Origin of the sequence: Litoreibacter ascidiaceicola, from assembly GCF_900129235.1 — a bacterium.
GTDB classification, from domain to species: domain Bacteria; phylum Pseudomonadota; class Alphaproteobacteria; order Rhodobacterales; family Rhodobacteraceae; genus Litoreibacter; species Litoreibacter ascidiaceicola.
The window spans coordinates 625,199-646,260 of record NZ_FQUV01000001.1; the positions used below are offsets into that span (position 1 = coordinate 625,199).

General features: G+C 59.6%; 19 protein-coding genes. 3 read left to right on the plus strand and 16 right to left on the minus strand.

Annotated elements, in window-relative coordinates; genetic code table 11:
* Nucleotides 1-147 precede the first annotated feature (147 nt).
* Nucleotides 148-1,224: a polysaccharide biosynthesis/export family protein gene (locus BUB72_RS02990; protein WP_073140518.1), complete on the plus strand. Its 1,077-nt coding sequence runs from the start codon at nucleotides 148-150 to the stop codon at nucleotides 1,222-1,224.
* Nucleotides 1,214-3,286 (plus strand): capsular polysaccharide biosynthesis protein, encoded by a 2,073-nt coding sequence (locus tag BUB72_RS02995; protein WP_073140322.1) that lies wholly within the window; start codon nucleotides 1,214-1,216, stop codon nucleotides 3,284-3,286. Before BUB72_RS02990 ends, BUB72_RS02995 begins: the two co-directional genes overlap by 11 nt.
* A 66-nt stretch (nucleotides 3,287-3,352) precedes the next feature.
* Here BUB72_RS02995 and BUB72_RS03000 read toward each other — a convergent pair whose 3' ends face one another.
* The 7 genes from BUB72_RS03000 to BUB72_RS03030 all read right to left on the minus strand — a co-directional run bounded on the left by BUB72_RS03000 (nucleotide 3,353) and on the right by BUB72_RS03030 (nucleotide 8,595).
* A complete protein-coding gene (locus BUB72_RS03000) occupies nucleotides 3,353-3,637 on the minus strand; it encodes a hypothetical protein (protein ID WP_073140325.1) in 285 nt (94 codons plus the stop codon).
* 231 nt (nucleotides 3,638-3,868) lie between these two features.
* Entirely contained in the window at nucleotides 3,869-4,975 is a 1,107-nt protein-coding gene (gene ribD / locus BUB72_RS03005; RefSeq protein ID WP_245814693.1) for a bifunctional diaminohydroxyphosphoribosylaminopyrimidine deaminase/5-amino-6-(5-phosphoribosylamino)uracil reductase RibD, read from the minus strand.
* 4 nt (nucleotides 4,976-4,979) lie between these two features.
* Nucleotides 4,980-5,447, minus strand: coding sequence for a transcriptional regulator NrdR (gene nrdR, locus BUB72_RS03010; protein ID WP_073140328.1), 468 nt, complete (start codon nucleotides 5,445-5,447; stop codon nucleotides 4,980-4,982).
* Nucleotides 5,448-5,553: 106 nt separating this feature from the next.
* The gene (locus tag BUB72_RS03015; protein ID WP_073140331.1) at nucleotides 5,554-5,970 is read right to left on the minus strand and encodes a secondary thiamine-phosphate synthase enzyme YjbQ; all 417 of its coding nucleotides are present in this window, start codon (nucleotides 5,968-5,970) and stop codon (nucleotides 5,554-5,556) included.
* Nucleotides 5,967-7,616 carry a saccharopine dehydrogenase family protein gene (locus tag BUB72_RS03020; RefSeq protein WP_175549112.1) on the minus strand — a complete coding sequence of 550 codons (1,650 nt, stop codon included), beginning with the start codon at nucleotides 7,614-7,616 and terminating at the stop codon, nucleotides 5,967-5,969. The genes BUB72_RS03015 and BUB72_RS03020 overlap by 4 nt, the downstream gene beginning before the upstream one ends.
* Entirely contained in the window at nucleotides 7,609-8,085 is a 477-nt protein-coding gene (locus BUB72_RS03025) for a thiol-disulfide oxidoreductase DCC family protein (RefSeq protein ID WP_245814694.1), read from the minus strand. The genes BUB72_RS03020 and BUB72_RS03025 overlap by 8 nt, the downstream gene beginning before the upstream one ends.
* 18 nt (nucleotides 8,086-8,103) lie before the next feature.
* Nucleotides 8,104-8,595: a hypothetical protein gene (locus BUB72_RS03030; protein WP_073140337.1), complete on the minus strand. Its 492-nt coding sequence runs from the start codon at nucleotides 8,593-8,595 to the stop codon at nucleotides 8,104-8,106.
* Between the two features lie 106 nt (nucleotides 8,596-8,701).
* Here BUB72_RS03030 and BUB72_RS03035 point away from each other — a divergent pair, with 106 nt between their 5' ends.
* Nucleotides 8,702-9,019, plus strand: coding sequence for a TraR/DksA family transcriptional regulator (locus BUB72_RS03035; protein WP_073140340.1), 318 nt, complete (start codon nucleotides 8,702-8,704; stop codon nucleotides 9,017-9,019).
* A 96-nt stretch (nucleotides 9,020-9,115) separates the two neighbouring features.
* Here the strand turns inward: BUB72_RS03035 and rpoD are convergent, their stop codons facing one another.
* The 9 genes from rpoD to BUB72_RS03080 all read right to left on the minus strand — a co-directional run bounded on the left by rpoD (nucleotide 9,116) and on the right by BUB72_RS03080 (nucleotide 20,941).
* Entirely contained in the window at nucleotides 9,116-11,098 is a 1,983-nt protein-coding gene (gene rpoD, locus BUB72_RS03040) for an RNA polymerase sigma factor RpoD (RefSeq protein WP_073140343.1), read from the minus strand.
* Nucleotides 11,099-11,197: 99 nt separating this feature from the next.
* Complete coding sequence (gene dnaG / locus BUB72_RS03045) at nucleotides 11,198-13,156, minus strand: DNA primase (protein WP_073140346.1); 1,959 nt, start codon at nucleotides 13,154-13,156, stop codon at nucleotides 11,198-11,200.
* Between the two features lie 64 nt (nucleotides 13,157-13,220).
* Complete coding sequence (locus tag BUB72_RS03050) at nucleotides 13,221-13,754, minus strand: sarcosine oxidase subunit gamma (protein ID WP_073140349.1); 534 nt, start codon at nucleotides 13,752-13,754, stop codon at nucleotides 13,221-13,223.
* Nucleotides 13,747-16,653, minus strand: coding sequence for a sarcosine oxidase subunit alpha family protein (locus BUB72_RS03055; RefSeq protein WP_073140352.1), 2,907 nt, complete (start codon nucleotides 16,651-16,653; stop codon nucleotides 13,747-13,749). The genes BUB72_RS03050 and BUB72_RS03055 overlap by 8 nt, the downstream gene beginning before the upstream one ends.
* Nucleotides 16,650-16,910: a sarcosine oxidase subunit delta gene (locus BUB72_RS03060; protein WP_073140355.1), complete on the minus strand. Its 261-nt coding sequence runs from the start codon at nucleotides 16,908-16,910 to the stop codon at nucleotides 16,650-16,652. Before BUB72_RS03060 ends, BUB72_RS03055 begins: the two co-directional genes overlap by 4 nt.
* A 9-nt stretch (nucleotides 16,911-16,919) precedes the next feature.
* Complete coding sequence (locus tag BUB72_RS03065) at nucleotides 16,920-18,173, minus strand: sarcosine oxidase subunit beta family protein (RefSeq protein ID WP_073140358.1); 1,254 nt, start codon at nucleotides 18,171-18,173, stop codon at nucleotides 16,920-16,922.
* Between the two features lie 106 nt (nucleotides 18,174-18,279).
* Nucleotides 18,280-18,861 carry a TadE/TadG family type IV pilus assembly protein gene (locus BUB72_RS03070; RefSeq protein ID WP_073140360.1) on the minus strand — a complete coding sequence of 194 codons (582 nt, stop codon included), beginning with the start codon at nucleotides 18,859-18,861 and terminating at the stop codon, nucleotides 18,280-18,282.
* Entirely contained in the window at nucleotides 18,858-19,445 is a 588-nt protein-coding gene (locus BUB72_RS03075; protein ID WP_083588536.1) for a TadE/TadG family type IV pilus assembly protein, read from the minus strand. The genes BUB72_RS03070 and BUB72_RS03075 overlap by 4 nt, the downstream gene beginning before the upstream one ends.
* Nucleotides 19,442-20,941, minus strand: a complete 1,500-nt coding sequence (locus BUB72_RS03080; protein ID WP_083588537.1) for a TadE/TadG family type IV pilus assembly protein — start codon at nucleotides 20,939-20,941, stop codon at nucleotides 19,442-19,444. Before BUB72_RS03080 ends, BUB72_RS03075 begins: the two co-directional genes overlap by 4 nt.
* Nucleotides 20,942-21,062: the final 121 nt, after the last annotated feature.

Here is a 21,062-nt window from a genome sequence, read left to right on the forward strand (position 1 = left end):
GGTGACAGATCAAGGGGGTAGCAATTTATCCACCAGTCGATAGGGTAAAAAGAAAAACTTGAGGCAGTCTCATAATCGAGGAGGACACCAGTGAAAAACTTGGGTCCCAAAGCTACAAAAATTGTAGCTTTTACGCTTGTAGCCGTCATGGCTGCGTCTTGCGGGTTGCCGAAGTCCGGCCCCGGCAAGCGCCAGATATTCGCAGGCTCCGTCCAGAAGCAGGGCGACGCTTACATTGTTGCCGTCAACAGCCGTGTGACACAGGCCACGTCTATTCAGCCTGTTCTTGGCTTTAGTGACGCGTTCATCAATGCCGGTGTTGTCGGCTCCGACATCATTCGCCCCGGCGATACCCTTGGCTTGTCCATTTGGGAAAACGTCGATGACGGCCTGTTATCCGCAGAGGGTGCAAACGCCACCGAGTTGAGCGAAGTGCAGGTGGACGGTGCGGGCTTTATTTTCGTGCCCTATGCTGGCCGCGTGAAAGCAGCGGGCAACACGCCTGAAGCGCTGCGTCGTATCATTACCGGCAAGCTGGACACGCAAACCCCTGATCCGCAAGTCGTGGTGCGCCGCGTTGCAGGTGACGGTGCGACCGTGTCATTGGTCGGCGGTATCGGCCAGCAAGGCCTGTTCGCCATCGAGCGCCCTACCCGCACATTGTCGTCGATGATCGCCCGCGCTGGTGGTATCTCGATTGAACCCGAAGTGGCGCAGATCACCGTTCTTCGGGGCAAGCACCGCTCCAAGATCTGGTTCGAAGACCTGTATTCCAATCCGAAATTTGACATCGCGCTGCGTGCAGGCGACCGTATCTTGGTTGAGGAAGACAGCCGTGCCTTCACTGTTTTGGGGGCCACCGGCGCGCAGAACCGCATCGAGTTCGTCACCCAGACTTTGTCGGCCATCGAGGCCATCGCGCAAGTGGGCGGCCTGAACTCCAACCTTGCTGACCCGACAGGTGTCTTCGTCTTCCGCAACGAGCCTGCAGAAATTGCCAACTCGGTGCTAGGCCGCTCGGACCTGCAAGGCACGCAACGATTTGCCTATGTGCTGGACCTGACCCAGCCCACCGGCATGTTCGAGGCCCGCGACTTCGTTATTCGCGATGGTGACACGGTCTATGTGACCGAAGCGCCGTTCGTGACCTGGAACAAAACTATCTCGGCGCTGACCGGCTCGCTTTCTTCGGTCAACGCCCTGTCGAGCCTTGGTGGCAACTAAGACACCAAGCGCAGAAGAAGCCGTGGGCGGCCCCTCCCTCCGCCCACGGCTTTTCTATTTCAACGGGGGGTTTTTCACCCAATCCCGCGTTCGGCGTATCCTTGACCTTGCCGGTTATGATCTGAAGCTGGGCAAACCCGGCCCTGACGACCTGATCGCGGTCTGGGGCAAAAGTCCCACGTCTGCGCGCGGCGAAAAAGTGGCCGAGCACACCGACGCGCAGCTAGTGCATGTTGAGGACGCGTTCCTGCGATCCCTGAAACCCGGTCGCGACGGGGAGCCGCCCTTGGGGCTGACCATTGACCACAGTCGTCCCTATTTTGACAGCACGGGGCCCTCTGATCTTGAAGCCCTGCTTGCCAGCGAAGCGTTTGACGACGCCCACGAGCTATCCCGCGCGCGCAACGCGATGGAGCGGATCAAGGCGCTAAACCTTTCTAAATACAATGATTTTGACGACAATGCGCCGATCCCGAAGCCGGGATATGTATTGGTCATCGACCAGACGCGCGGTGACGCGTCAATCAAACACGGCAACGCAACCGCCGACCATTTCCGCGAAATGCTGGTTTATGCACGGGAAGAACATCCCAACGCGCGCATCGTCATCAAGACCCACCCCGAGACCAGTGCAGGCCATCGCGATGGGCATTTCGGCGCCGCCGATGTCGGTGGAAACGTCTCGCTTTATGACCACAAGGCCAGTCCCTACGCGCTGATGGAGGGGGCCGTTGCGGTCTATACTGTCAGCTCCGGCATGGGGTTCGAGGCGATTTTAGCGGGCCACCAACCGGTGATCTTCGGCCAGCCCTTCTATGCCGGATGGGGGCTGAGCGACGACCGCCAGCCGATCGACCGCAGGCAGCGGGCTCTGACTCGACCACAGCTATTCGCGGGTGTCATGCTGCGTTACTGCACATGGTTCGACCCCTATCGCGACCGGTTGTGCAGCTTGGAGCAGGTGATCGATACGCTGGAGGCGTTGACCCGTGCGCAGCGCCAAGACAAAGGTGGACATATTGCCCTTGGCATGCGGCTTTGGAAACGCGGCCCAATACAGGAAATCTTCGGCGCGCGCAGATTTGGCAAGGACGCCCATGTGCGTTTTGCGGCTGACCCCGAAGTGGCGTTGCGCGACGCGCGCGGCGGCTCGCTATTGGTGTGGGCCGGATTGGAGCCGGAAGGTTACGCCCTGCGCGCCGCGACACAAAACACCACGCTGTTGCGGGTGGAAGACGGGTTTCTACGCTCGCGCGGGTTGGGCGCCGACCTGATCGCACCGCTGTCATTGGTGACGGACGACAAGGGTATCTATTACGACCCCACACGGCCCAGCGCGCTGGAAGCCCTGATTTCCGCAAGCGGCAAACTGCCCCCTGACGCGCTGCGTCGCGCGGAGCGGTTGCGGGCGGCCATCGTCAAGACAGGGTTGAACAAATACAACCTTGGCGGGAATGATTTTGACATCGCAAAGGAGGGGCGGGAGGTGATCCTTGTTCCCGGTCAGGTTGAGGATGACGCGTCAATCCGGCTCGGGACCAAAGACGTGGCCACCAATGCCGGATTGCTGGCGATTGTGCGACACGACTTCCCTGATGCGTTCATCATTTACAAGCCACATCCTGACGTCGAAGCGGGCTTGCGCGATGGGGCGATTGCGGCTGACGGTGCGGACCTGATCGCCAATGGCGCAGATCCTATCGCGTTGATAATGAAGGCAGATCGCGTCTGCACGATGACCTCGCTTCTGGGGTTCGAGGCGCTTTTGCGGGATGTTGCGGTGACGTGCTACGGCGCGCCGTTCTACGCGGGATGGGGCCTGACCGATGACCGCGGCCCGGTGCCCGCCCGGCGCGGACCCGAGGCATCTCTGGACGGGTTGGTGCACGCGACATTGATAGGCTATCCGCGATACTACGATCCCGTCACCCGACTGCCCTGCCCTGTGGAAGTGGTCGTCGACCGCCTTGCGTCAGGCACATTGCCGCAAGCGGGTTTGCGCAACCGGTTGCTGGCCAAGGCCCAAGGAGCGTTGGCGGGCTACGCGCATCTTTGGCGATAAAAAAGGCCCCCTCGCGTGGGGACACGAGGAGGCCTTGGACAGGTCCGGGAAAAGACCGGTCGGGGGTTACTTTACGAAACGCTCGGCAGCGGAGTCGTTGCCCAGAGCGAATTGAGCCTGCACGTTGCGGCTGACATCCGTGCCACCCAGAACGATGTTTTGTTCGGCAGCGCTTTCGTTGGCGGAAACGCCGGACCACAAGGCAGCGTTCAGATCGCCTGTGGATGTTTCGCCGACAACGCGCTCTGCGGCGGAATCGTTGCCAAGTGCGAAGAAGGCTTGCGGGTTGGATACGTCAGCAAAAGCAGGTGCAGCAGCGGACAGGGCGAGGATTGCGATGATCGTTTTCATTGTGTGTACTCCAAAGTGTTTGTTTGTGTGTCGGCCTGTTGCCGTTTGATGGACCCAATATGAGGCTTCCGCATCTGCGCCTCAACGCTCAAATACATGAAGAATACCATACTTCTGTTTGCACGCGCACAATTTACCTTCGCGTCAGCCCACAGTGTAACGGACGCGTGAGAAGGCGCTCACAAACTGTGAGGCTGTTGAAAGGTAGGGGTCATTTGGAGGACTCGCGCGCTAAACGGCGACTCGCTGCCACCGGTGCATGACGTCTTCGCCCATCCGGCGCGTCTCGACGAGCGCAAACCGGGGTGCATCCGCCAAAGCGGGGTATTTCAGCCGTCCGAGGCTTGGCAGCCCCTCTGCGCCCAGCATCACACCTGCGGTGAAGCCCACGAGGTGATCGACGAGGCCTGCCGCCAGCAAAGACGCGGCAAGGGAGCCGCCGCCTTCGCACAGGATGCGGGTCAGGCCCGCCTGTCCAAGGGCGCGCATCGCGTGGGCCATATCAAGACCGCTTGGTCCCGTCGGAGTTTCAAAGAGCGTCGCACCACGGGCTCCCCAAAAATCCAGCGCCTGTTGCGGTGCCGAAGGGCCGTGGATCAGCCAGACCGGCGCGGTGCTGTCATCTTCGGCCAACGGGCCGTGCGTTGGAATGTTCAAGCCAGCGCTGACCGCGATCCGAACCGGCTGGCGGCGATCCCCCATTCCGCGCAGGGTCAATGAGGGTAGATCTTCGCGCGCAGTGCTGCCGCCCACCATGACGGCGTCATGTCTCGCTCGCAGGGCTTGCACCTGAAGACGGGCTTGGGGGCCGGTAATCCACTGGCTTTCGCCCGTGGCGGTCGCGATGCGCCCGTCGAAGGACGACGCCAGCTTCAGCGTGACCATGGGTCGCCCTTCGGTGACCCGCATCAAGAAACCTTGCTGGTCGCGGCGCGCCTGATCTTCAAGAACGCCCGTTACGACCTCGATGCCAGCCTCGCGAAGCATGGCAAGCCCCCTGCCCGAGACGCGCGGATCAGGGTCACCAGTGGCAACGATCACACACGCAAGCCCCGCCTTGATCAGCGCAGAGGCACAGGGGGATGTTTGGCCTGTATGGGAACACGGCTCAAGCGTGACATAGGCGGTGGCACTACGCGCGGCACCTTCCGGTATTTGTGACAGGGCGTGTTGTTCCGCGTGGGGTCGCCCGCCCGCTTGTGTCCATCCCCGTGCAAGCAAGTGGCCATCTTTGACGATAACACAGCCCACTGCAGGGTTGGGCCAAGTCTGGCCCAACCCCCGTGTGCCCAGCGACAGCGCCAAGGCCATCCATCGCTGGTCATCGGGCTGTGTCATGGTGTCAGTCGTCTTTGCCGATTGGCGGGCGAAGCTCGTGGACGAAGTCCTCGAAATCATCCGCAGCCTGGAAGTTTTTGTAGACCGACGCAAAACGCACATAGGCGACCGTGTCGATGCGGGCCAGCGCTTCCATCACGATCTCGCCGATGGCGGTGGACTGGATGTCGGTCTCGCCCATGCTTTCCAGACGGCGCACGATGCCGGAAATCATCTGGTCGATCCGCTCCGGATCGACGGGACGTTTCTGCATGGAGATACGAATGGAGCGTTCCAGCTTGTCGCGGTCGAAATCTTCGCGTTTGCCGGAGGATTTGATAACCACCAAATCGCGCAGCTGCACACGTTCATAGGTGGTGAAACGGCCCCCGCAAGCCGGACAGAACCGGCGGCGGCGGATTGCCACGTGATCTTCGGCGGGACGGGAGTCCTTCACCTGGGTGTCTACATTACCGCAAAATGGACAGCGCATCGTTGTTTTCCCTCTATCCTCAGCCTGGGTGTTATCCCCCAGTTATCCACAGGCACTATAGGCAGTCCGCTACAGTTTGGGTAGTGGGGAAATCACCCCCCAAAGCCTAGTGAGACAGATGCGCCACGACCTGCCTTTGATGCGGATGGTCGCGGTGCTCGAACAGGTAAAGGCCCTGCCATGTACCCAAGGCCAGTTGCCCCTGCTGCACAGGAATACCCAGCGACACCGGCATCATCGCGGCCTTGATATGCGCGGGCATGTCGTCGGGGCCTTCATAGGTGTGGGTCAGGTAAGACATGGCCGGATCGGTCGTGGGCGGCACCAGACGCGCGAAGAAGTTATGCAGGTCAGTTTGCACCTCGGGGTCGGCATTTTCCTGAATAAGCAGCGAGCACGAGGTATGGCGCACGAACAGCGTGAGCAGCCCGTCTTTGACGGGTTGCTTGGCGAGCCAGCCCTGCACATCGCGGGTGAATTCGTACAGGCCCTGCCCTTGGGTGGAGATGGTGAATGTGGTCATTGCGGCTCCAAGTGACCTTTGTAGTGCACGATCAACGCCCCGTTGGGCAAGCTGAGGCGCACGTCAAACCGGAAACGGCCTTCGGCATCCACGCTCTCGCGCGTCTCGCTGATCGGGGTGAGGAAGCGCGGGATCGGGATAATTCCGAAGGCACGGCCGTTGGTGACAGGAAAAAGCAGCTCACCATTGCTCACCGTCAGATCAAGCCCGAAGGTCAGGGGGCCGAACGTCTCGGTCATACCCGTGAGCGGATCGTAGCGCAGGACGGAGCGGAAAGTTTTGCCGCCCATATCGCGCGTCCATTTTTCGGACTGCCCGTCGGCCACAATCTCGACCTTGGCTGGCACCTGACCGCCCTTGAGCGGGAACCCACCGCAGATGGCGGCGATCTTGCCAAGGAGCGTGGTGGCCGTCTCGATATTCGCTACCCCCTTGAACCGCGTCACATGCGCCGGACTATGCAACGCCTTCACGGGCTGGAGTAGCTCGTCGAAATCTGCGCTCAGCGCTTGCGCGAAAATCGGGGTCAGGTCGCGGTCCCGCCGCTCGAACCTTGCATGAATGGTCGCCAGCTGCGCTTCGGCCTCCGCACGGGTGAATGCCGCCAAGGCGGGGCGCGCGCCAGCGACCACTCGACCGGAGAGGAGTTGATCCAGCAGGATCGCGGCGGGTTGCACGGGTGTCTTGGGGCCGTGGCCATCAGGGATGATCATGTCCCAGACGCGTTCTTGACGGATGCCAACTGCGCTGCCCTGAACGCGCACACGCATACCACCTGCGTCGGAGCCAAACCCTAGAAACTGGTTGGACAGCGCAAGCAGCGGTTTCGAAAGACGGTCCAGCGAGGTGACGCCAAAGGCGGGAACGATATAGCGCGCAACGCTCAAGGCGCGGTGGAACAGCGGCAACTCCAGCCCAGCGCGTGCCGTGACAGTCGCTGCGTTGAAATACTGCGGAAACAGGGCGGCATCCGGCGTGTTCACCAGTGCCGCGAGGCGCGGCTTCAGCTTGGTGTCGCCAACCTGCGGTGCCACGCGGGTGCTGTCGGCCCAGCCATAGGCAGTCTCGATCCGTCCGCCACGCCGGCGCGGGAACGGCCTGCCCACCTGCCCCAAGATCGCCTGCATGACAGACAGGCCACGCGGGGTTTTGTTGCCCGGAACGATGGAGGTCTCAATGAGCTCGATGTCGTCAAGCCCGACGCTTAAATCCGCAGCAATGGCGGAGGACAAAGCGGGCGTCGTCGACGCCCCCGACCAAGCGCAAAGGCCCTTTTCCTTTGCCAAGACGTCCAGAGCCGTGATCCCCGCCACAAACTCCGCGCCATCGGCGATGTCCAAGTAATGTGCGCCCGCGTTCAACACGGCCTCGGCAAAGGCATAAGGTGCTGTACCGTAGTTTTGAAACGGACCGGAGCAGTCGATGACAGCGAATGGCTCAAGTTGCGTCAGCGCGGCCGCCACCGCCTTCAAATCCGTGCGGTCAAACGCCAGCGGCGAGGCCCCCAGTTCTGAAGCCAACGGAGTGAGCGTGCTCAGGCTGCGGCCTGCTACGGTCAGGGCGATATCGTCGCGTGTGCTCAATTGGCGGGCAAGATGTCCACCGAACAATCCGGTGGCCCCGAGAAGGAGGACGGGTTCAGGCAAGAAAGCGATCCTGCACATCCGGCGTTGGCACAAGGCACGCATCGGTCTTGCCGAACACAGCGTAGCGGTTGCGCGCGATGCGGTTGTAAAGCCAGTCGGCAACAGGGCGCGGCAGAATCCGCACCACTTGGGCGACGCGCCATACACCGCCAAGCGCACCCATTGCGGCGGCGAACGCATCGAGCTTGGTATAAATGCGACCGTCCACGATGACGACATTCGTATCGTAATCCGCGGATTTCAGGCCAAGATGAGCATAGAGCGCCTCTCCCAGTTCGGATTGGGCAATCACGAATTTGAACCGTCCGGCATGGTCATGCTTGAGCATGAATTTCAGAAACCCCGAACACAGCACGCAGACGCCATCAAACACGACCACATCCGCGCCTTGGGTCAGCGCGGTCACATGGAAGTCAGGATCAAACTGTGCCATATCAAACAGATAGGGTGCCACACGCAGCATTTGCATGTGGGGCGGTGTCGCAGGTCACTTGCAATCATCCCACGCAAAGGACGCAGGGTCATAGCACAGCCCTGCTGCCTCGCGCATGGCATAGAGCGCGTCGATATTGGTCACCACGCTTCCCGCATCGCACTGCACGGACGCGATATGTTGTCCGCTTTGGAACACCTCGACCCCACCCCTGACCTGCGCGTTTTCCGGAGTGCGATCAACGGCACTTGAGACCTCGTAGGTATACGCCCCGTTGTCCAAGGTCACCGCTTCCCAAATGGCCGAGCCAACACCGGGCCAAGGGGTGTAGCCGACCTGCCGGACCGTACGGACCAGTTCAAGGTCGGGAGACCCGCCCACTTTGCCGAACCTGTAAAGAACGCTCGCGCCATCCGTACAGAGGTCCAAGGCTTTAGCACCTTTACCGGTGGTGCAGCTCACGAGGGTGGTCATGTTGGGCGAGCAGTCGGCGACCGCGCTGGCCGGAAGGCAGAGTGCAAATGTAAAGATCAGGTGACTGCGCATGGTGGATGCTCCAATGGCTGCAGGCCCTGCATATCAGCCTGCTTGATTTCGGTCAAAGTCGCAGGCTTGGTGCAGGCATAGGCTACCTGAAAAGGAGGACACGATCATGACGACAACAGCCCAATACAAGACCAAGCTACTGGCACGCCGCGCCGAATTAGTCGAACGCAGCGAAGAGGTAGAGGCCGAGCTGGACGCGCATAATTCCAAGGACTGGGAAGAACTGGCAGTTGAGCGCGAAACCGACGAGGTGCTGGAAGGCCTTGGCAACAACGCCGCTGCCGAAATCATCCGCATCGACGCAGCCCTGAAGCGGATCGAAGAAGGCCAGTTCGGCTTTTGCGTCAAATGCGATGACCAGATCAGCGCGGAGCGGTTGGAGCTTTTGCCCTACACCCCGTTTTGCCGCGACTGCGCCAAGTGAGCCGGCCGCAGACTTTCGAGGAAAGTCTGGACTCAAATCCTCTTGGAGGATTTGTCGCCCTGATCGAACAAAAGCGCCCCGCAGGGCGCTTTTGTTTTATTGATCCAAGAAGCTGCGTAGTTTGCGTGACCGCGACGGGTGCTTGAGCTTTCGCAGCGCTTTCGCCTCAATCTGGCGAATACGCTCGCGGGTCACAGAGAACTGCTGCCCCACTTCTTCCAGCGTGTGGTCGGTGTTCATCCCGATCCCGAACCGCATCCGCAGAACTCGTTCTTCGCGCGGCGTCAGGGACGACAGCACACGGGTTGTGGTCTCTTTGAGGTTTTCCTGAATGGCGCTGTCCAAAGGCAGCACCGCATTCTTGTCCTCGATGAAATCGCCAAGCTGTGAATCTTCCTCGTCGCCGATTGGCGTCTCGAGGCTGATCGGCTCTTTCGCGATCTTCATCACCTTGCGCACTTTTTCGAGCGGCATTTGCAGCTTCTCGGCCAATTCTTCCGGCGTCGGCTCGCGGCCGATTTCGTGAAGCATCTGGCGACCGGTGCGGACCAGCTTGTTGATCGTCTCGATCATGTGAACCGGAATACGAATGGTGCGGGCTTGGTCGGCAATCGAGCGGGTGATCGCCTGACGGATCCACCAAGTCGCATAGGTCGAGAACTTGTAGCCGCGACGGTATTCGAACTTGTCCACGGCCTTCATCAGGCCAATGTTGCCCTCTTGGATGAGATCAAGGAATTGCAGGCCGCGATTGGTGTATTTCTTGGCGATGGAGATCACGAGGCGAAGGTTGGCCTCGACCATTTCCTTCTTGGCCTGACGGGCTTCTTTCTCGCCCTTCTGGACCTGCTGCACGATGCGGCGGAATTCGGTAATGTCGACGCCGACATACTGACCGACTTGGGCCATCTCGGCGCGCAGGTCTTCAACCTTCTCGCGGGAGCGTTCGATCAGCGCAGTCCAGCCACGACCGGTTTTCGCAGTGATGCGTTCGACCCAGCCGGGGTCCAGCTCGTAGCCGCGATATTCGTCGATAAACTCGCGACGGTTGATGCGGGCTTGGTCGGCCAGTTTCACCATGCTCGAGTCGATGGACATGATGCGGCGGTTGATGCCGTAAAGCTGGTCGATCAGCGCTTCGATACGGTTGTTGTGCAGGTGAAGCGAGTTCACCATCGTCACGATTTCCGTCCGCAGCGCCTGATACGCGCCCTCTTCCTTCTTGGAGAAGGTGTCGTCGTGGTTGATCGCCGCCGAAATCCGCAGGTCCTGCATATCGGCCAGCTTCAGATAGTCGTTGGCGATGATGTCGAGAGTTTCGAGCACGCGCGGCTTAAGTGCGGCCTCCATCGCGGCAAGCGACATGTTTGCTTGCTCGTCCTCATCCTCGTCATCGTCGTCTTCTTTGGCAATCGGGTTGCCATCGGCATCGAGCTCCTGCGCATCGTCGCCAGATTTGGCGTCACCGCCTGCGGGGGTCGCGACGACAGCTTCGGTAACTTCGCCCTCTTCTTCGAGCGTGTTGCCAAATGTGGTCTCAAGATCAATCACGTCGCGCAGCAAAATGTCCTCGGACAACAGCTCGTCGCGCCAGATGGTGATCGCTTGGAAGGTCAGCGGGCTTTCGCAAAGCCCCGCGATCATGGTGTTGCGACCTGCTTCGATGCGCTTGGCGATGGCGATTTCGCCTTCGCGGGACAAAAGCTCGACAGATCCCATTTCGCGCAGATACATACGGACAGGATCGTCGGTGCGGTCCAGAACTTCCGTTGTCGACGAGGACAGCACCACATCCTTGGAGGCATTGTTAACCTCGACCAGATCTTTGGTAGAGCCGTCGTCCTCGGCCTCTTCTTCTTCGATAATGTTGATGCCCATTTCGGACAGCATCGACATCACGTCTTCGATTTGCTCGGACGCAACCTGATCGGGCGGAAGCACCTGGTTGAGTTGTTCGTAAGTGATGTAGCCGCGCACCCGCGCCTCGGCGATCATCTTCTTGACGGCGGCTTGGCTCATATCGAGGCCCGCTGCTGCATCCTCGCGCGCTTGCGTCTGATCGTCGGTGTCTTTGGCCATGAAATGCCTCCAAAAAAGCGCCTAGGGGTGATTCGCGCGAATCTACTCGAATCAATAGCGCGAATCAGAGTGATTCGCACGTCGGTTTATATGCGGAGCTCAGTGCCCCTTCTTCACCCATATCTCGCCGTCGATGAGCGACTGCAAGTAGTCAGACATAGAGCCGCGATCTTCGCCGTCACCCCCGTCTGATACCCCCTTGCTGCGCAGGGACGCATTGCGGGCCTCGGCGGCCTGCCCCACACGCCATGTCAGCGCCTCATCGGCCACGCCTGCAAGGTCTTCGACGGCATCTTCAACCTCACGTTGAACGCCGCGACGCGCCTCCAGCTTGGCCAGTTCTTCTGCCATGGTCATACGGGTTGTTTTCAGATCCGCCCCTGCCCTAACCGCAGGAGCAATTTGCACATGGCTAAGCGACCACAGCTTTTCAAGGGGGGCTGCCCCGATCTCGGCGGTGAGAATGTTTTTCAAATGCTCCGAATCAGTCTCGTCGCTGTGGCGCAATAACGCCGCCAGCATCTTGCGGTGATCTTCCCCGTGAAAATCCAGCGTCTCCAGATCGGACAGGAAATGGTTCAGCAAATCGGGGTGTGCAATTAGGATCGCAAGGATCACCGCCTCGCGCATCCGTTCCTCGACATCGGTGCTTTGCGCCAGCAGCGAGTTCTTGGTCGACTGGACTGCCACGCCTTTGTCGGGGAACTTCCCTTTGCCCTTCCACGGGCCGCGATCACGGTTTGGCTTCCACTCCCCCTCGCGCGGCGCGGGGTTCAGGTTGAACAGTTCCGCCCGCAAACGCTTGATCTCGTGACCATAGTGGCTGCGCAAATTGCCATCGGAAATTTTCGTCAATGCCGACCGCAGCGACTGGTCAAGGGCAGAGCGGCGTTCAGGGCTGTCGAAAACCTTACCTTCGGTCTCGCGCTGCCACAGCAAATGCACCAGCGGCTTGGAGTTTTCGACAAGCGCCCGCATGGCGTTCACTCCTTGCTCCTTGATCAGATCATCGGGGTCCAATCCTTCAGGCAAGACACAAAACCGCAAGGATTGACCGGCAGACAACATCGGTAGAGCCAGATCAATCAGGCGCATCGCAGCGCCGATACCCGCCTTGTCGCCGTCCAGCGCGATCACCGGCTCCGGCGATATGCGCCACAACAATTGCAACTGCGTCTCGGTCACAGCGGTACCCAGCGGGGCCACGGTCGATGTGAGACCTGCCGCCGTCAACGCGATCACGTCCATATAGCCCTCGGCCACGATCAGCGGCTCGCCCTTGCCAGCAGACTCACGGGCGGGGCCGTGGTTGTAGAGACTGCGGCCTTTGTCGAATAATTCGGTCTCGGGCGAGTTCAGGTATTTGGCGTTGTCATTGGGGTCCATCGCGCGGCCACCAAACGCAATGCAGCGTTTGCGAGGGTCGCGGATCGGGAACATGATGCGGTTGCGGAAGGTGTCATAGGGCTTGCCGCCTTTGGTCGAGGCTTTGGCCAGACCTGCGGCAAGGATCAACTCTTCCGCCACGCCTTTACCGGTCAGGTGGTCCCACAGGTTTTGCCAGCCATCAGGGGCAAAGCCGATATCGAACTGGTCTTGGGTCTGCTGCGAAAGCCCGCGGTTATTGATGTAGTCACGGGCCGCCGCCCCTGCGCCAGACTTCAGTTGCAACCGGTAGAACTGGACCGCCTGCTCCATCACCTCGGCCAGCTGCGTCCGGCGGTCGGACTTCTTTTGCGCCTGCGGATCGCGGGCCGGCATGGTCATACCCGCCTCGCGCGCCATGATTTCGACCGCCTCCATGAAGGACACGTTTTCGGTTTCCTGAATAAACCCGAGCGCGTCGCCTTTGGCTTGGCAGCCGAAGCAATAGTAATAGCCCTTGCGGTCGTCGACGTGAAAGCTGGCGGATTTTTCTTGGTGAAACGGGCATGGCGCCCACATGTCGCCCTTGCCCGGATTGGATTTGCGCGTGTCCCACATGACCTTTCGCCCCACCACCTGAGAGATGGAGGTGCGTTCGCGAAGCTCGTCTAAAAATCCGGGCGGTAGGCTCATGGACCAGAATATCGGGCCGCGCGGCTCCAGAGTCCAGTGACGCCGTGTAATATTCGTCGCGGTTTTAGTCGGGCAGCGTCGCCTGTGCAGTGACCGATACCATGACCTCACGCAACTCGTGCACCAGCGTCTTGGCGAAGGCGCGGAAGACCATGATCTCAAAGCCCTCAGCGCGCTTGATGATGATCGCCGTCATGTGGCCGACGAAGGAGCGGGCAACGTCGCCCTCGCCCATTCGACCCAAGTCGAGGGGGCAGACCCGTGCCATGACCTGTGGAGCGCCTTCGCCCGACAGCACCACCGAACACCATGCGTCGGACTGGTCGGTGATCGCGGCGGGTAGCTTGGGTGGCGTGGCCCCGATCAGGACATACTGACCGCGCGCGGTCCATAGGATTTCAACGTCGACTTTCGCGATCGCGCGCCCTGTGTCCGGCAGGCCTACGCCCGTGGCTTTCTTCAACGCGGCCGAGACTTCCGCCCCCTTGAACGGTGCGATGGAATGCATCTCGCGGAGTGGCAGTTCGGTTAATGTCATGGTGCCTATCGTGACCGGAAGCAGCCCTTCGGCGGCGGATTTTGCGATAAGATCAATCACGGGCTTTGCTCCCTTCGGGGTCGAGGAACACGGGGTGGCAAATCTCCACCTGCGTGGTGACATGGCGCAGGTGGTCGACCAATTTTAACTGTTCGCCATATCGTTCGCGCCCGTTCTTAAGGAAGCCAAGACCGATCATCCCCAGCTCTGGCGAGAAGCCCACTGAGGTCGTGTAGCCCTGCTGGTTCTCGCGGATAGGCTCGGCCTCTGGATCGAAGAAGAACGCGCCTGCGTTTAGCTCTTTCACCGCGCCGACCGGTTTGAGGCCAACCAGTTCCTCGCGGTCCTCCAACAAGCCGGGTCGCATCGCGGCGGTTTTGCCGATGAAATCCTTCTTCTTGGACATCATCATGCCCATGCCGACATCACCCGCCGTCACGCGGCCGTGGATTTCGGAGTGGGTGAGGAAGCCTTTCTCGATGCGCATTACATTGAGCGCTTCCATCCCGTAAGCCCCACCACCCATCGCTTCAGCTTTGGCCAGCAAGCCTTTGAAAAGACTCTCTCCATAGCGGGCAGGAACGGCCAGCTCATAGGCATGCTCCCCCGAGAAGGAGATGCGGAACAGGCGGGCTTTGACGCCGCCGATGGCGACATCGCCGCAGCCCATGAAAGGCAAGTCAGGTACCGCGTCTAACACCTGCGACAACAGGTCTTTCGACTTGGGACCAGCGACCGCGAACTGCGCCCATGCTTCCGTCACCGAGATGAACTGCACGTCAAGATCTGGGCGTAAGCATTGGGAAACAAACTCTAAATGCCGCATCACCTGCCCTGCGGCGGCGGTGGTCGTGGTCATCACGTAGTGGTTTTCGGCGATGCAGGCGGTGGTGCCGTCGTCCATCACATGGCCGTCCTCGCGCAGCATGATGCCGTAGCGGACCTTGCCGGGCTTGAGGGTGGAAAACGTGTTTATGTAAAGAAAATCGAGAAAATCGCCTGCATCCGGCCCCTGAATGTCGATTTTTCCCAAGGTGGAGACATCGGCAATTCCGACCGCCGAGCGCACCATATTGACCTCTCGATCACACGATTGACGCCAATGGGTTTCGCCGTCTTTCGGGAAGTAGCTCGGGCGGTACCACAAGCCCGCTTCGATCATCGGAGCGTTGATTTTACGGGATAATTCGTCGCTGGTGGTGAAGCGTTGCGGCGCGAATCCTTGGCCTTGGGCGTAGGCTCCCATTGCGGCGATTGCGACGGGTGTATACGGCGGGCGGAAGGTGGTCGTGCCCGTTTCGGGGATGCCGCGACCGGTTGCATCAGCAAGCACTGCCAACGCGTTGACGTTGCTGTTTTTTCCCTGATCCGGCGCCATACCTTGCGTGGTGTAGCGCTTCATGTGTTCGACGGATTTGAAGTTCTCTTGCGCGGCGAGCTTCACGTCCTTGACGGTCACGTCGTTCTGGAAATCGAGCCATGCGCGGCCCTTGCCGGGGACCATCCAGAGCGGTCGGATTTGCGTCGGCGAAGCGTCGGCTTTTGGTATGGCAGGTGCGCGGCCTTCCAGACCCAAAGACTTTAACACTTCCTTAGCACGGAATACGCCGGATTTCAGGCAGCCATGGGTGGAGAAGGTTCCGCCAGCCGCCCCTGCCACCTCCATTCCCGGCACCATGTTTGGCACTGGGATGAAAGCGGCGATTTGCTCGTTCCATTGTGGACGACCATTCATGTGACAGGGCAAATGCACCGTCGGGTTGTAGCCACCGGAGACGCCCAGACAATCAGCCATGATATCGCCAGCGCCGGAGATCGTGACCCCCTCGACCCGCTTGCGGCCTTTGACATTGGTGACATGCGCACCTTTGTAGATCGGGAAATCGCCAGTGAGTTCGGCATCCGCACGGCTGTCGACATAGGCGACGATATGCACGCCTGCTGCGGCCAGATCCTGCGCGGTGCGGAAGGCGTCGTCGTTGTTGCCGAACAGCGCCACGCGCTTACCTGCGGCGACGCCGTAGCGGTTGAGATAGCCGCGCACGGCGCTCGCCATCATCACGCCCGGGCGGTCGTTGTTCTGGAACGCAATCGGGCGCTCCATCGCACCTGCCGCGTAGACACAGCCTTTGGCGGCGATGCGCCAGAAGGTTTCCAACGGGGCGTCGCCTGCGTCTTGGACGTGATGCGACACGCGTTCTACCGCGCCGTAAGTGCCACCGTCATAGGCCCCCGTCACCGTGGTGCGTTTCATCAGGCGGACGTTATCCATTTTCGCGAGTTTGGCGATTTGGTCCTGCGCCCAGATGTGACCGGGCTTGCCGTCGACCTCAAAGGTTTCCGAGTTCAGGCGGCCCCCGAAAACAAAATCCTCCTCGGCCAAGATCACCTGCGCGCCTGCCTTGGCAGCGGTCAGTGCGGCCATAATGCCAGCGGGGCCGGAGCCGATGACCAGCACGTCGCAGAACGCAAACGCCTTGTCGTAGCGGTCGGAGTTGTTCTGCATCGATAGCCGCCCGAGCCCTGCGGCGCGGCGGATGATCGGCTCGTAGAGCTTTTCCCAGAAGGCTTTGGGCCACATGAAGGTCTTGTAGTAGAAGCCCGCACTCAGGAAGGGCGACACGAGGTCGTTCAGCTCCAACACGTCCCATTCCAAGCTGCCCCAATGGTTTTGCGAGCGGATGTCGAGGCCGTTTACGAGTTCTTGACCTGTCAGCCGTAGGTTCGGGGTGATCTGATCGCCCTGGTGCAGCTCGACCAAGCCGTTCGGTTCTTGGGATCCGTCGGACATGAGGCCGCGTGGGCGGTGGTATTTGAAGGAACGCCCGACAAGATGGACGTTATTTGCAAGGAGCGTTGAGGCGAGCGTGTCGCCTTTGAAACCAGAATAGGAATTGCCGTCGAAAGTGAAACTTCGCCGCTCGGAGCGGTCGATCAGGCCTGTGTTGTCCAGCCTCATTTCGCCACCTCTGATGCCAGTTCAACGCCCAAAATTTCATGGGTGGTCACGTTGCGCTCCACCACCAGCCAGCTGGAGCAGCCCGCCTCGTGGTGCCAGAGGTCTTTTGTCACACCTGCGGGGTTTTCGCGGATGTGAAGGTATTTGTGGATCGCGTCCAGATCGCCCTCGGCAGGACGATTGAGATAATCGGAGGCCCCGAGGTAATAGAACTCGCGCCGGTCACGGTCGCCGCAGATGGGGCAGTTGATACGCATGTTTCGTCCTCAGTGCAGGTTGTGTTGAGAGCCGGTGCCCTCTTCGTCCATCAGGCCGTGGCCTGTGCGGAAGCGATCAAATGTGTGTTTCTTGGCGACCTCGTGGGGTGTGTCCTCGGCCATCAGATGTGCCATGCACCAGCCGGATGCGGGCACGGCCTTGAAGCCGCCATAACACCAGCCGCAATCCATGTAGAGGCCGTCGACCTTTGTGCGGTCAATCACGAAGGAGCCGTCGGGGGTCATGTCCATGATGCCGCCCCAAGAGCGCAGAACCTTGGCCTTGCCCAGCGCGGGGACGAGGGCCATTCCGGCTTCCATGACGTGTTCCATCATCGGCAGATTGCCGCGTTGGGCGTAGGATGCGTAGAAATCCAGATCGCCACCGAAGACCAGTCCGCCCTTGTCGGACTGGCTGAGATAGAAGTGGCCCATGCCAAAGCTGACGACGTGATCGACGGTGGGTTTCAGGCCTTCGGAGACGAAGGCTTGCAGGATGTGGGATTCAATGGGGACTTCCAGCCCCGCCATCGCGGCGACTTGGGACGAGCGGCCTGCGACGACGATGCCGACGCGCTTGGCGCGGATTGCGCCTTTAGAGGTCTGGACGCCTTGGACCACGCCGTCTTTCACGTCGATGCCGGTGACTTCGCATTGCTGGATCAGGTCGACGCCCAGTTGATCGGCCCCGCGGGCATAGCCCCACGCCACCGCGTCATGGCGGGCGGTGCCGCCGCGCGGATGGTAGAGGCCGCCATAGACGGGGAAGCGGTGGTTTTCGAAATCGAGGTAAGGCAGGTGTTCACGCACGCCGTCGCGGTCCAGCAGAATCGCGTCGTCGCCTTGGTTGCACATCATGTTGCCGCGCCGCGCGAAGGCGTCGCGCTGGCCGTCGGAGTGAAACAGGTTAATCAGGCCACGCCCGGAATGCATGGTGTTGTAGTTCAGGTCCTGCTCCATGCTTTCCCACAGCTTGAGGGAATGGGAGTAGAACTCGGAATTGCCCGGCATGAAATAGTTGGCGCGTACGATGGTGGTGTTGCGGCCGATGTTGCCGCCGCCGATGTAGCCGCGCTCCAGCACTGCGATGTTCTTGATGCCGTGGTTCTTGGCCAGATAGTAAGCGGTCGCCAAGCCATGCCCACCGCCGCCAATGATAATCACGTCGTATTCGGATTTCGGTTCGGGGTCACGCCAGACGGGGCGCCAGCCCTTGTTTCCGGTCAGTCCCTCTTTGAGGATTTGGAAGGCGTTGTAGCCCATGGAAGTCTCCCGTGATCACCACGGGTAGAAAAACAGCAAAACGGGCAGAGCGAAAGGCCCTGCCCGACATTGATTTGTTATGCAGCGACGAAAACGCCGCGTGCGCCTAGCAGCTGGGAACGTCGGTGCCGTTATCCCATGACAGGCAGGACGCGAAACGCGGGGATGTGACCACGAAGTTTTCGAATACGCGGTGGTCCCAACCGACGTTGAAGGCGGGGTTATAGTCGGTAAAGGTTTCCACCAGGATCACCGTTTCGCCCTGCGCCATCAACGGAATACGATTCTTGAACGCTTCCGCTTCCACCTTCGCGTTCGTCTGCTCGGACAACGTGGATTTGCTTGAACGCGACCACAACACGCGGTGCTTGGAGCCGGTCCATGTCAGGCTGGTCACCCGCATCGCTGAACTGCCGGTGGTGTAGGCTAGCCGGTCGTAAAGCTGCTGCAAGTTGGTGATGTATTCGTCGGTGACGCCTTCGGTCCGACGCGACAGAATATCGCCGATCGTGTAGGTCGCCTTCAACGCCATGTTGCGGTTCTTGAAACCGTCGAAGAATACGAAGCTCCCGACAAACCATGCAAGCAGCAAGGGCAGGATCATAACGGCCTCGACCGTGGCAGAGGCCCGCGTGTCACGAACAAAGCGTGCAAAGGGGGCTGCAGCACGAGTGATTAAATGCTTCATGATCCGCTCCCGACCCAGTTGTTGGGTTCAACCGCAAAGGCAGACATTGCGATCATGTTCAGACGGTCAGGCGTCGAGTTCCGTGTCAGGAACGCACCCAGACCCGCCACCTCGAAAAACGGCTTGATCGACATACAGGCACGCACGAAAACCACTTCGTTACTTTTTGTTGGGCTGTCGAATTGCGTCACCGGGATCACGTCAGCTCCGTAGTCGCGGCATTGCGCACCTTCGGCAGGAAACGTCCAGCTGGAACCGGACACATCGGACAGACGCACCAACTCGACGGTCAAATCGTCCATGCAGTGATTTGCCAGGATCACGGTTTGCGAGCACAATAGCTGCTTTACCTGATTTTTGGTAAAGGCCCGGTTTTCAGACAGACGCATTTCGCGAACTGAAATGTCCAAAGCGCGGTCAAACATCATGTAGCGCGTCATGAGCAACCCAAGTTCAAAGACGACCATGAACAGCAGGAAGAATGCCGGGAACAGGATGGCGAACTCGATCGTAGCGTTGCCGTCCTCGCGCCCCATAAGTCGACGCCATGTCCGGACGAGCCGGGAAGGCTTGCGATGTGTCATTGGATGAGCCTCAACTGGTTAATGGTACGCGCGATGGCGCCAAACGCGTCACTGATTTCAACACCTTCCACAGCATAGAAGTGGCTGTCGGAGGTTGCGCAATTGTTCATCACACCCTTGGAATAGGGGTTGTCGTTAATTTCGAAACCGATGGTGAAGATTACGATCCCGGCATTGCGCGACGCCTGACAGATAGCGGCCAGCCGGTCATCTGCAGTGCCCGAGTAATACTTCTTGTAGTAATAATCGTCGCGGCTGTTCCGGTAGACGTAGTTATACAAGTAGTACCACAAGGTGTACTTGGCCCAGTGTTGGTACTCGGAGGTCGAGTTGTAGGCCCAGTCGCGGATGCGATACTGGTCGACGTTCATCCCGTCGGTCATCAGCACGATAACCTTAACGGTTTCAGAAGCTGGTCCCGTATCGTTTGCATCAGTCATGAAGTCGGCCGGGCGGCCCTCGAACACCGGATCCACGTCACCCGCAGCGATCATCGAGCTTACGATGGGACGCATGCTTGGGTCGAGCAGGGCAGCGCCCCACTTCATCGCATAGTGGATACCTGTCGCCGTGCGTGGGCGGTAGGAGTCGATGACATTCTTCAACGACGCGTTGTTATTCTGGAACGCCTTGATCTCTTCGGTTTCTTTGTCCGAGCACCAAGGGTCCTGAATCTTGTAGTTGTAGTTGGACCCATAATAGGCGCTGGAATACTCATAGTGCTGAGCCTGCTCGTATTGCTTGGAAAAGCTGAGCGCCACCGAGTTGAAATCGCTTGAATCAAATTCGACGCAGTAGGAGTAGTCGTGCTTCTTGTCGACATTGAGCGCGTTGAACAAGGTCTCGCCCGCATTGGTCTGACCCGTGTAGGGAATGACGGAAATCGACACCAGATCTTTGGTATCCGGCGTGATCAACGTATCAACGAACTCGTCCGCTGCGCTCTGCATGTTTTCGATCTTGTCGTTGTCATCCATCGAGCCCGAAATATCGAGTACGAGTGAAATCTCGACATTGTTGATCCGCTCCTCGGCGGCACCACCGGCAGGTGCGTCGATGCTTTCGATGCCCACCATGTTCAGGAACATACTATTCACTGTACTGGTGGCATTTGCTGTGACCGTCCGGTAGTTCAGGCCTTCCTGAACATCCACATCCAGTTCGTAGTTTTGCAAGCCGGATTTCGCGAAGTAATCTTCGACCACTTCCTGCGGATCGTTGGTTTGGTCCAGATCAGCCGCTGCAAGAACTGCGCGGTCCAATGTAGCCTGCAGACGTGTCCTCATGTTTTCGTGGCGCATGAAGTCAATGGCCATGCCCGTGGCGACCAGCGTCATCATGAAAATGGTCAGACCGAAAATGATCATCGTACCATTTTCTTCCCGCGCAAAACCGCGTGTCCGGCCCGCAAGCCGTTGCTTTATCTGGCTGAGCAGCCCAGTTTTCTGGCCTGCACACACAGAGGCGTTATCACTCTCTTTACGCATGTCACTCATGACTGCCCTTCCTTGATGCCAGCACGCACCGATGTCCCCGGACGCAATTCGTCCATGGGCCAATAAGCCTGATCACTGTGGCTACAATTTGACGAATTCGGGCAGAAATGCGGCGATTAAC

Coding starts and splice junctions, on each gene's coding strand:
- BUB72_RS02990 (WP_073140518.1), top strand. CDS start 148: ATGGCTGCGTCTTGCGGGTTGCCGAAGTCCGGCCCCGGCAAGCGCCAG.
- BUB72_RS03000 (WP_073140325.1), bottom strand. CDS start 3,637: ATGAAAACGATCATCGCAATCCTCGCCCTGTCCGCTGCTGCACCTGCT.
- ribD (WP_245814693.1), bottom strand. CDS start 4,975: ATGACACAGCCCGATGACCAGCGATGGATGGCCTTGGCGCTGTCGCTG.
- nrdR (WP_073140328.1), bottom strand. CDS start 5,447: ATGCGCTGTCCATTTTGCGGTAATGTAGACACCCAGGTGAAGGACTCC.
- BUB72_RS03015 (WP_073140331.1), bottom strand. CDS start 5,970: ATGACCACATTCACCATCTCCACCCAAGGGCAGGGCCTGTACGAATTC.
- BUB72_RS03025 (WP_245814694.1), bottom strand. CDS start 8,085: ATGCAAATGCTGCGTGTGGCACCCTATCTGTTTGATATGGCACAGTTT.
- BUB72_RS03030 (WP_073140337.1), bottom strand. CDS start 8,595: ATGCGCAGTCACCTGATCTTTACATTTGCACTCTGCCTTCCGGCCAGC.
- BUB72_RS03035 (WP_073140340.1), top strand. CDS start 8,702: ATGACGACAACAGCCCAATACAAGACCAAGCTACTGGCACGCCGCGCC.
- rpoD (WP_073140343.1), bottom strand. CDS start 11,098: ATGGCCAAAGACACCGACGATCAGACGCAAGCGCGCGAGGATGCAGCA.
- dnaG (WP_073140346.1), bottom strand. CDS start 13,156: ATGAGCCTACCGCCCGGATTTTTAGACGAGCTTCGCGAACGCACCTCC.
- BUB72_RS03055 (WP_073140352.1), bottom strand. CDS start 16,653: ATGAGGCTGGACAACACAGGCCTGATCGACCGCTCCGAGCGGCGAAGT.
- BUB72_RS03060 (WP_073140355.1), bottom strand. CDS start 16,910: ATGCGTATCAACTGCCCCATCTGCGGCGACCGTGACCGGCGCGAGTTC.
- BUB72_RS03065 (WP_073140358.1), bottom strand. CDS start 18,173: ATGGGCTACAACGCCTTCCAAATCCTCAAAGAGGGACTGACCGGAAAC.
- BUB72_RS03070 (WP_073140360.1), bottom strand. CDS start 18,861: ATGAAGCATTTAATCACTCGTGCTGCAGCCCCCTTTGCACGCTTTGTT.
- BUB72_RS03075 (WP_083588536.1), bottom strand. CDS start 19,445: ATGACACATCGCAAGCCTTCCCGGCTCGTCCGGACATGGCGTCGACTT.
- BUB72_RS03080 (WP_083588537.1), bottom strand. CDS start 20,941: ATGAGTGACATGCGTAAAGAGAGTGATAACGCCTCTGTGTGTGCAGGC.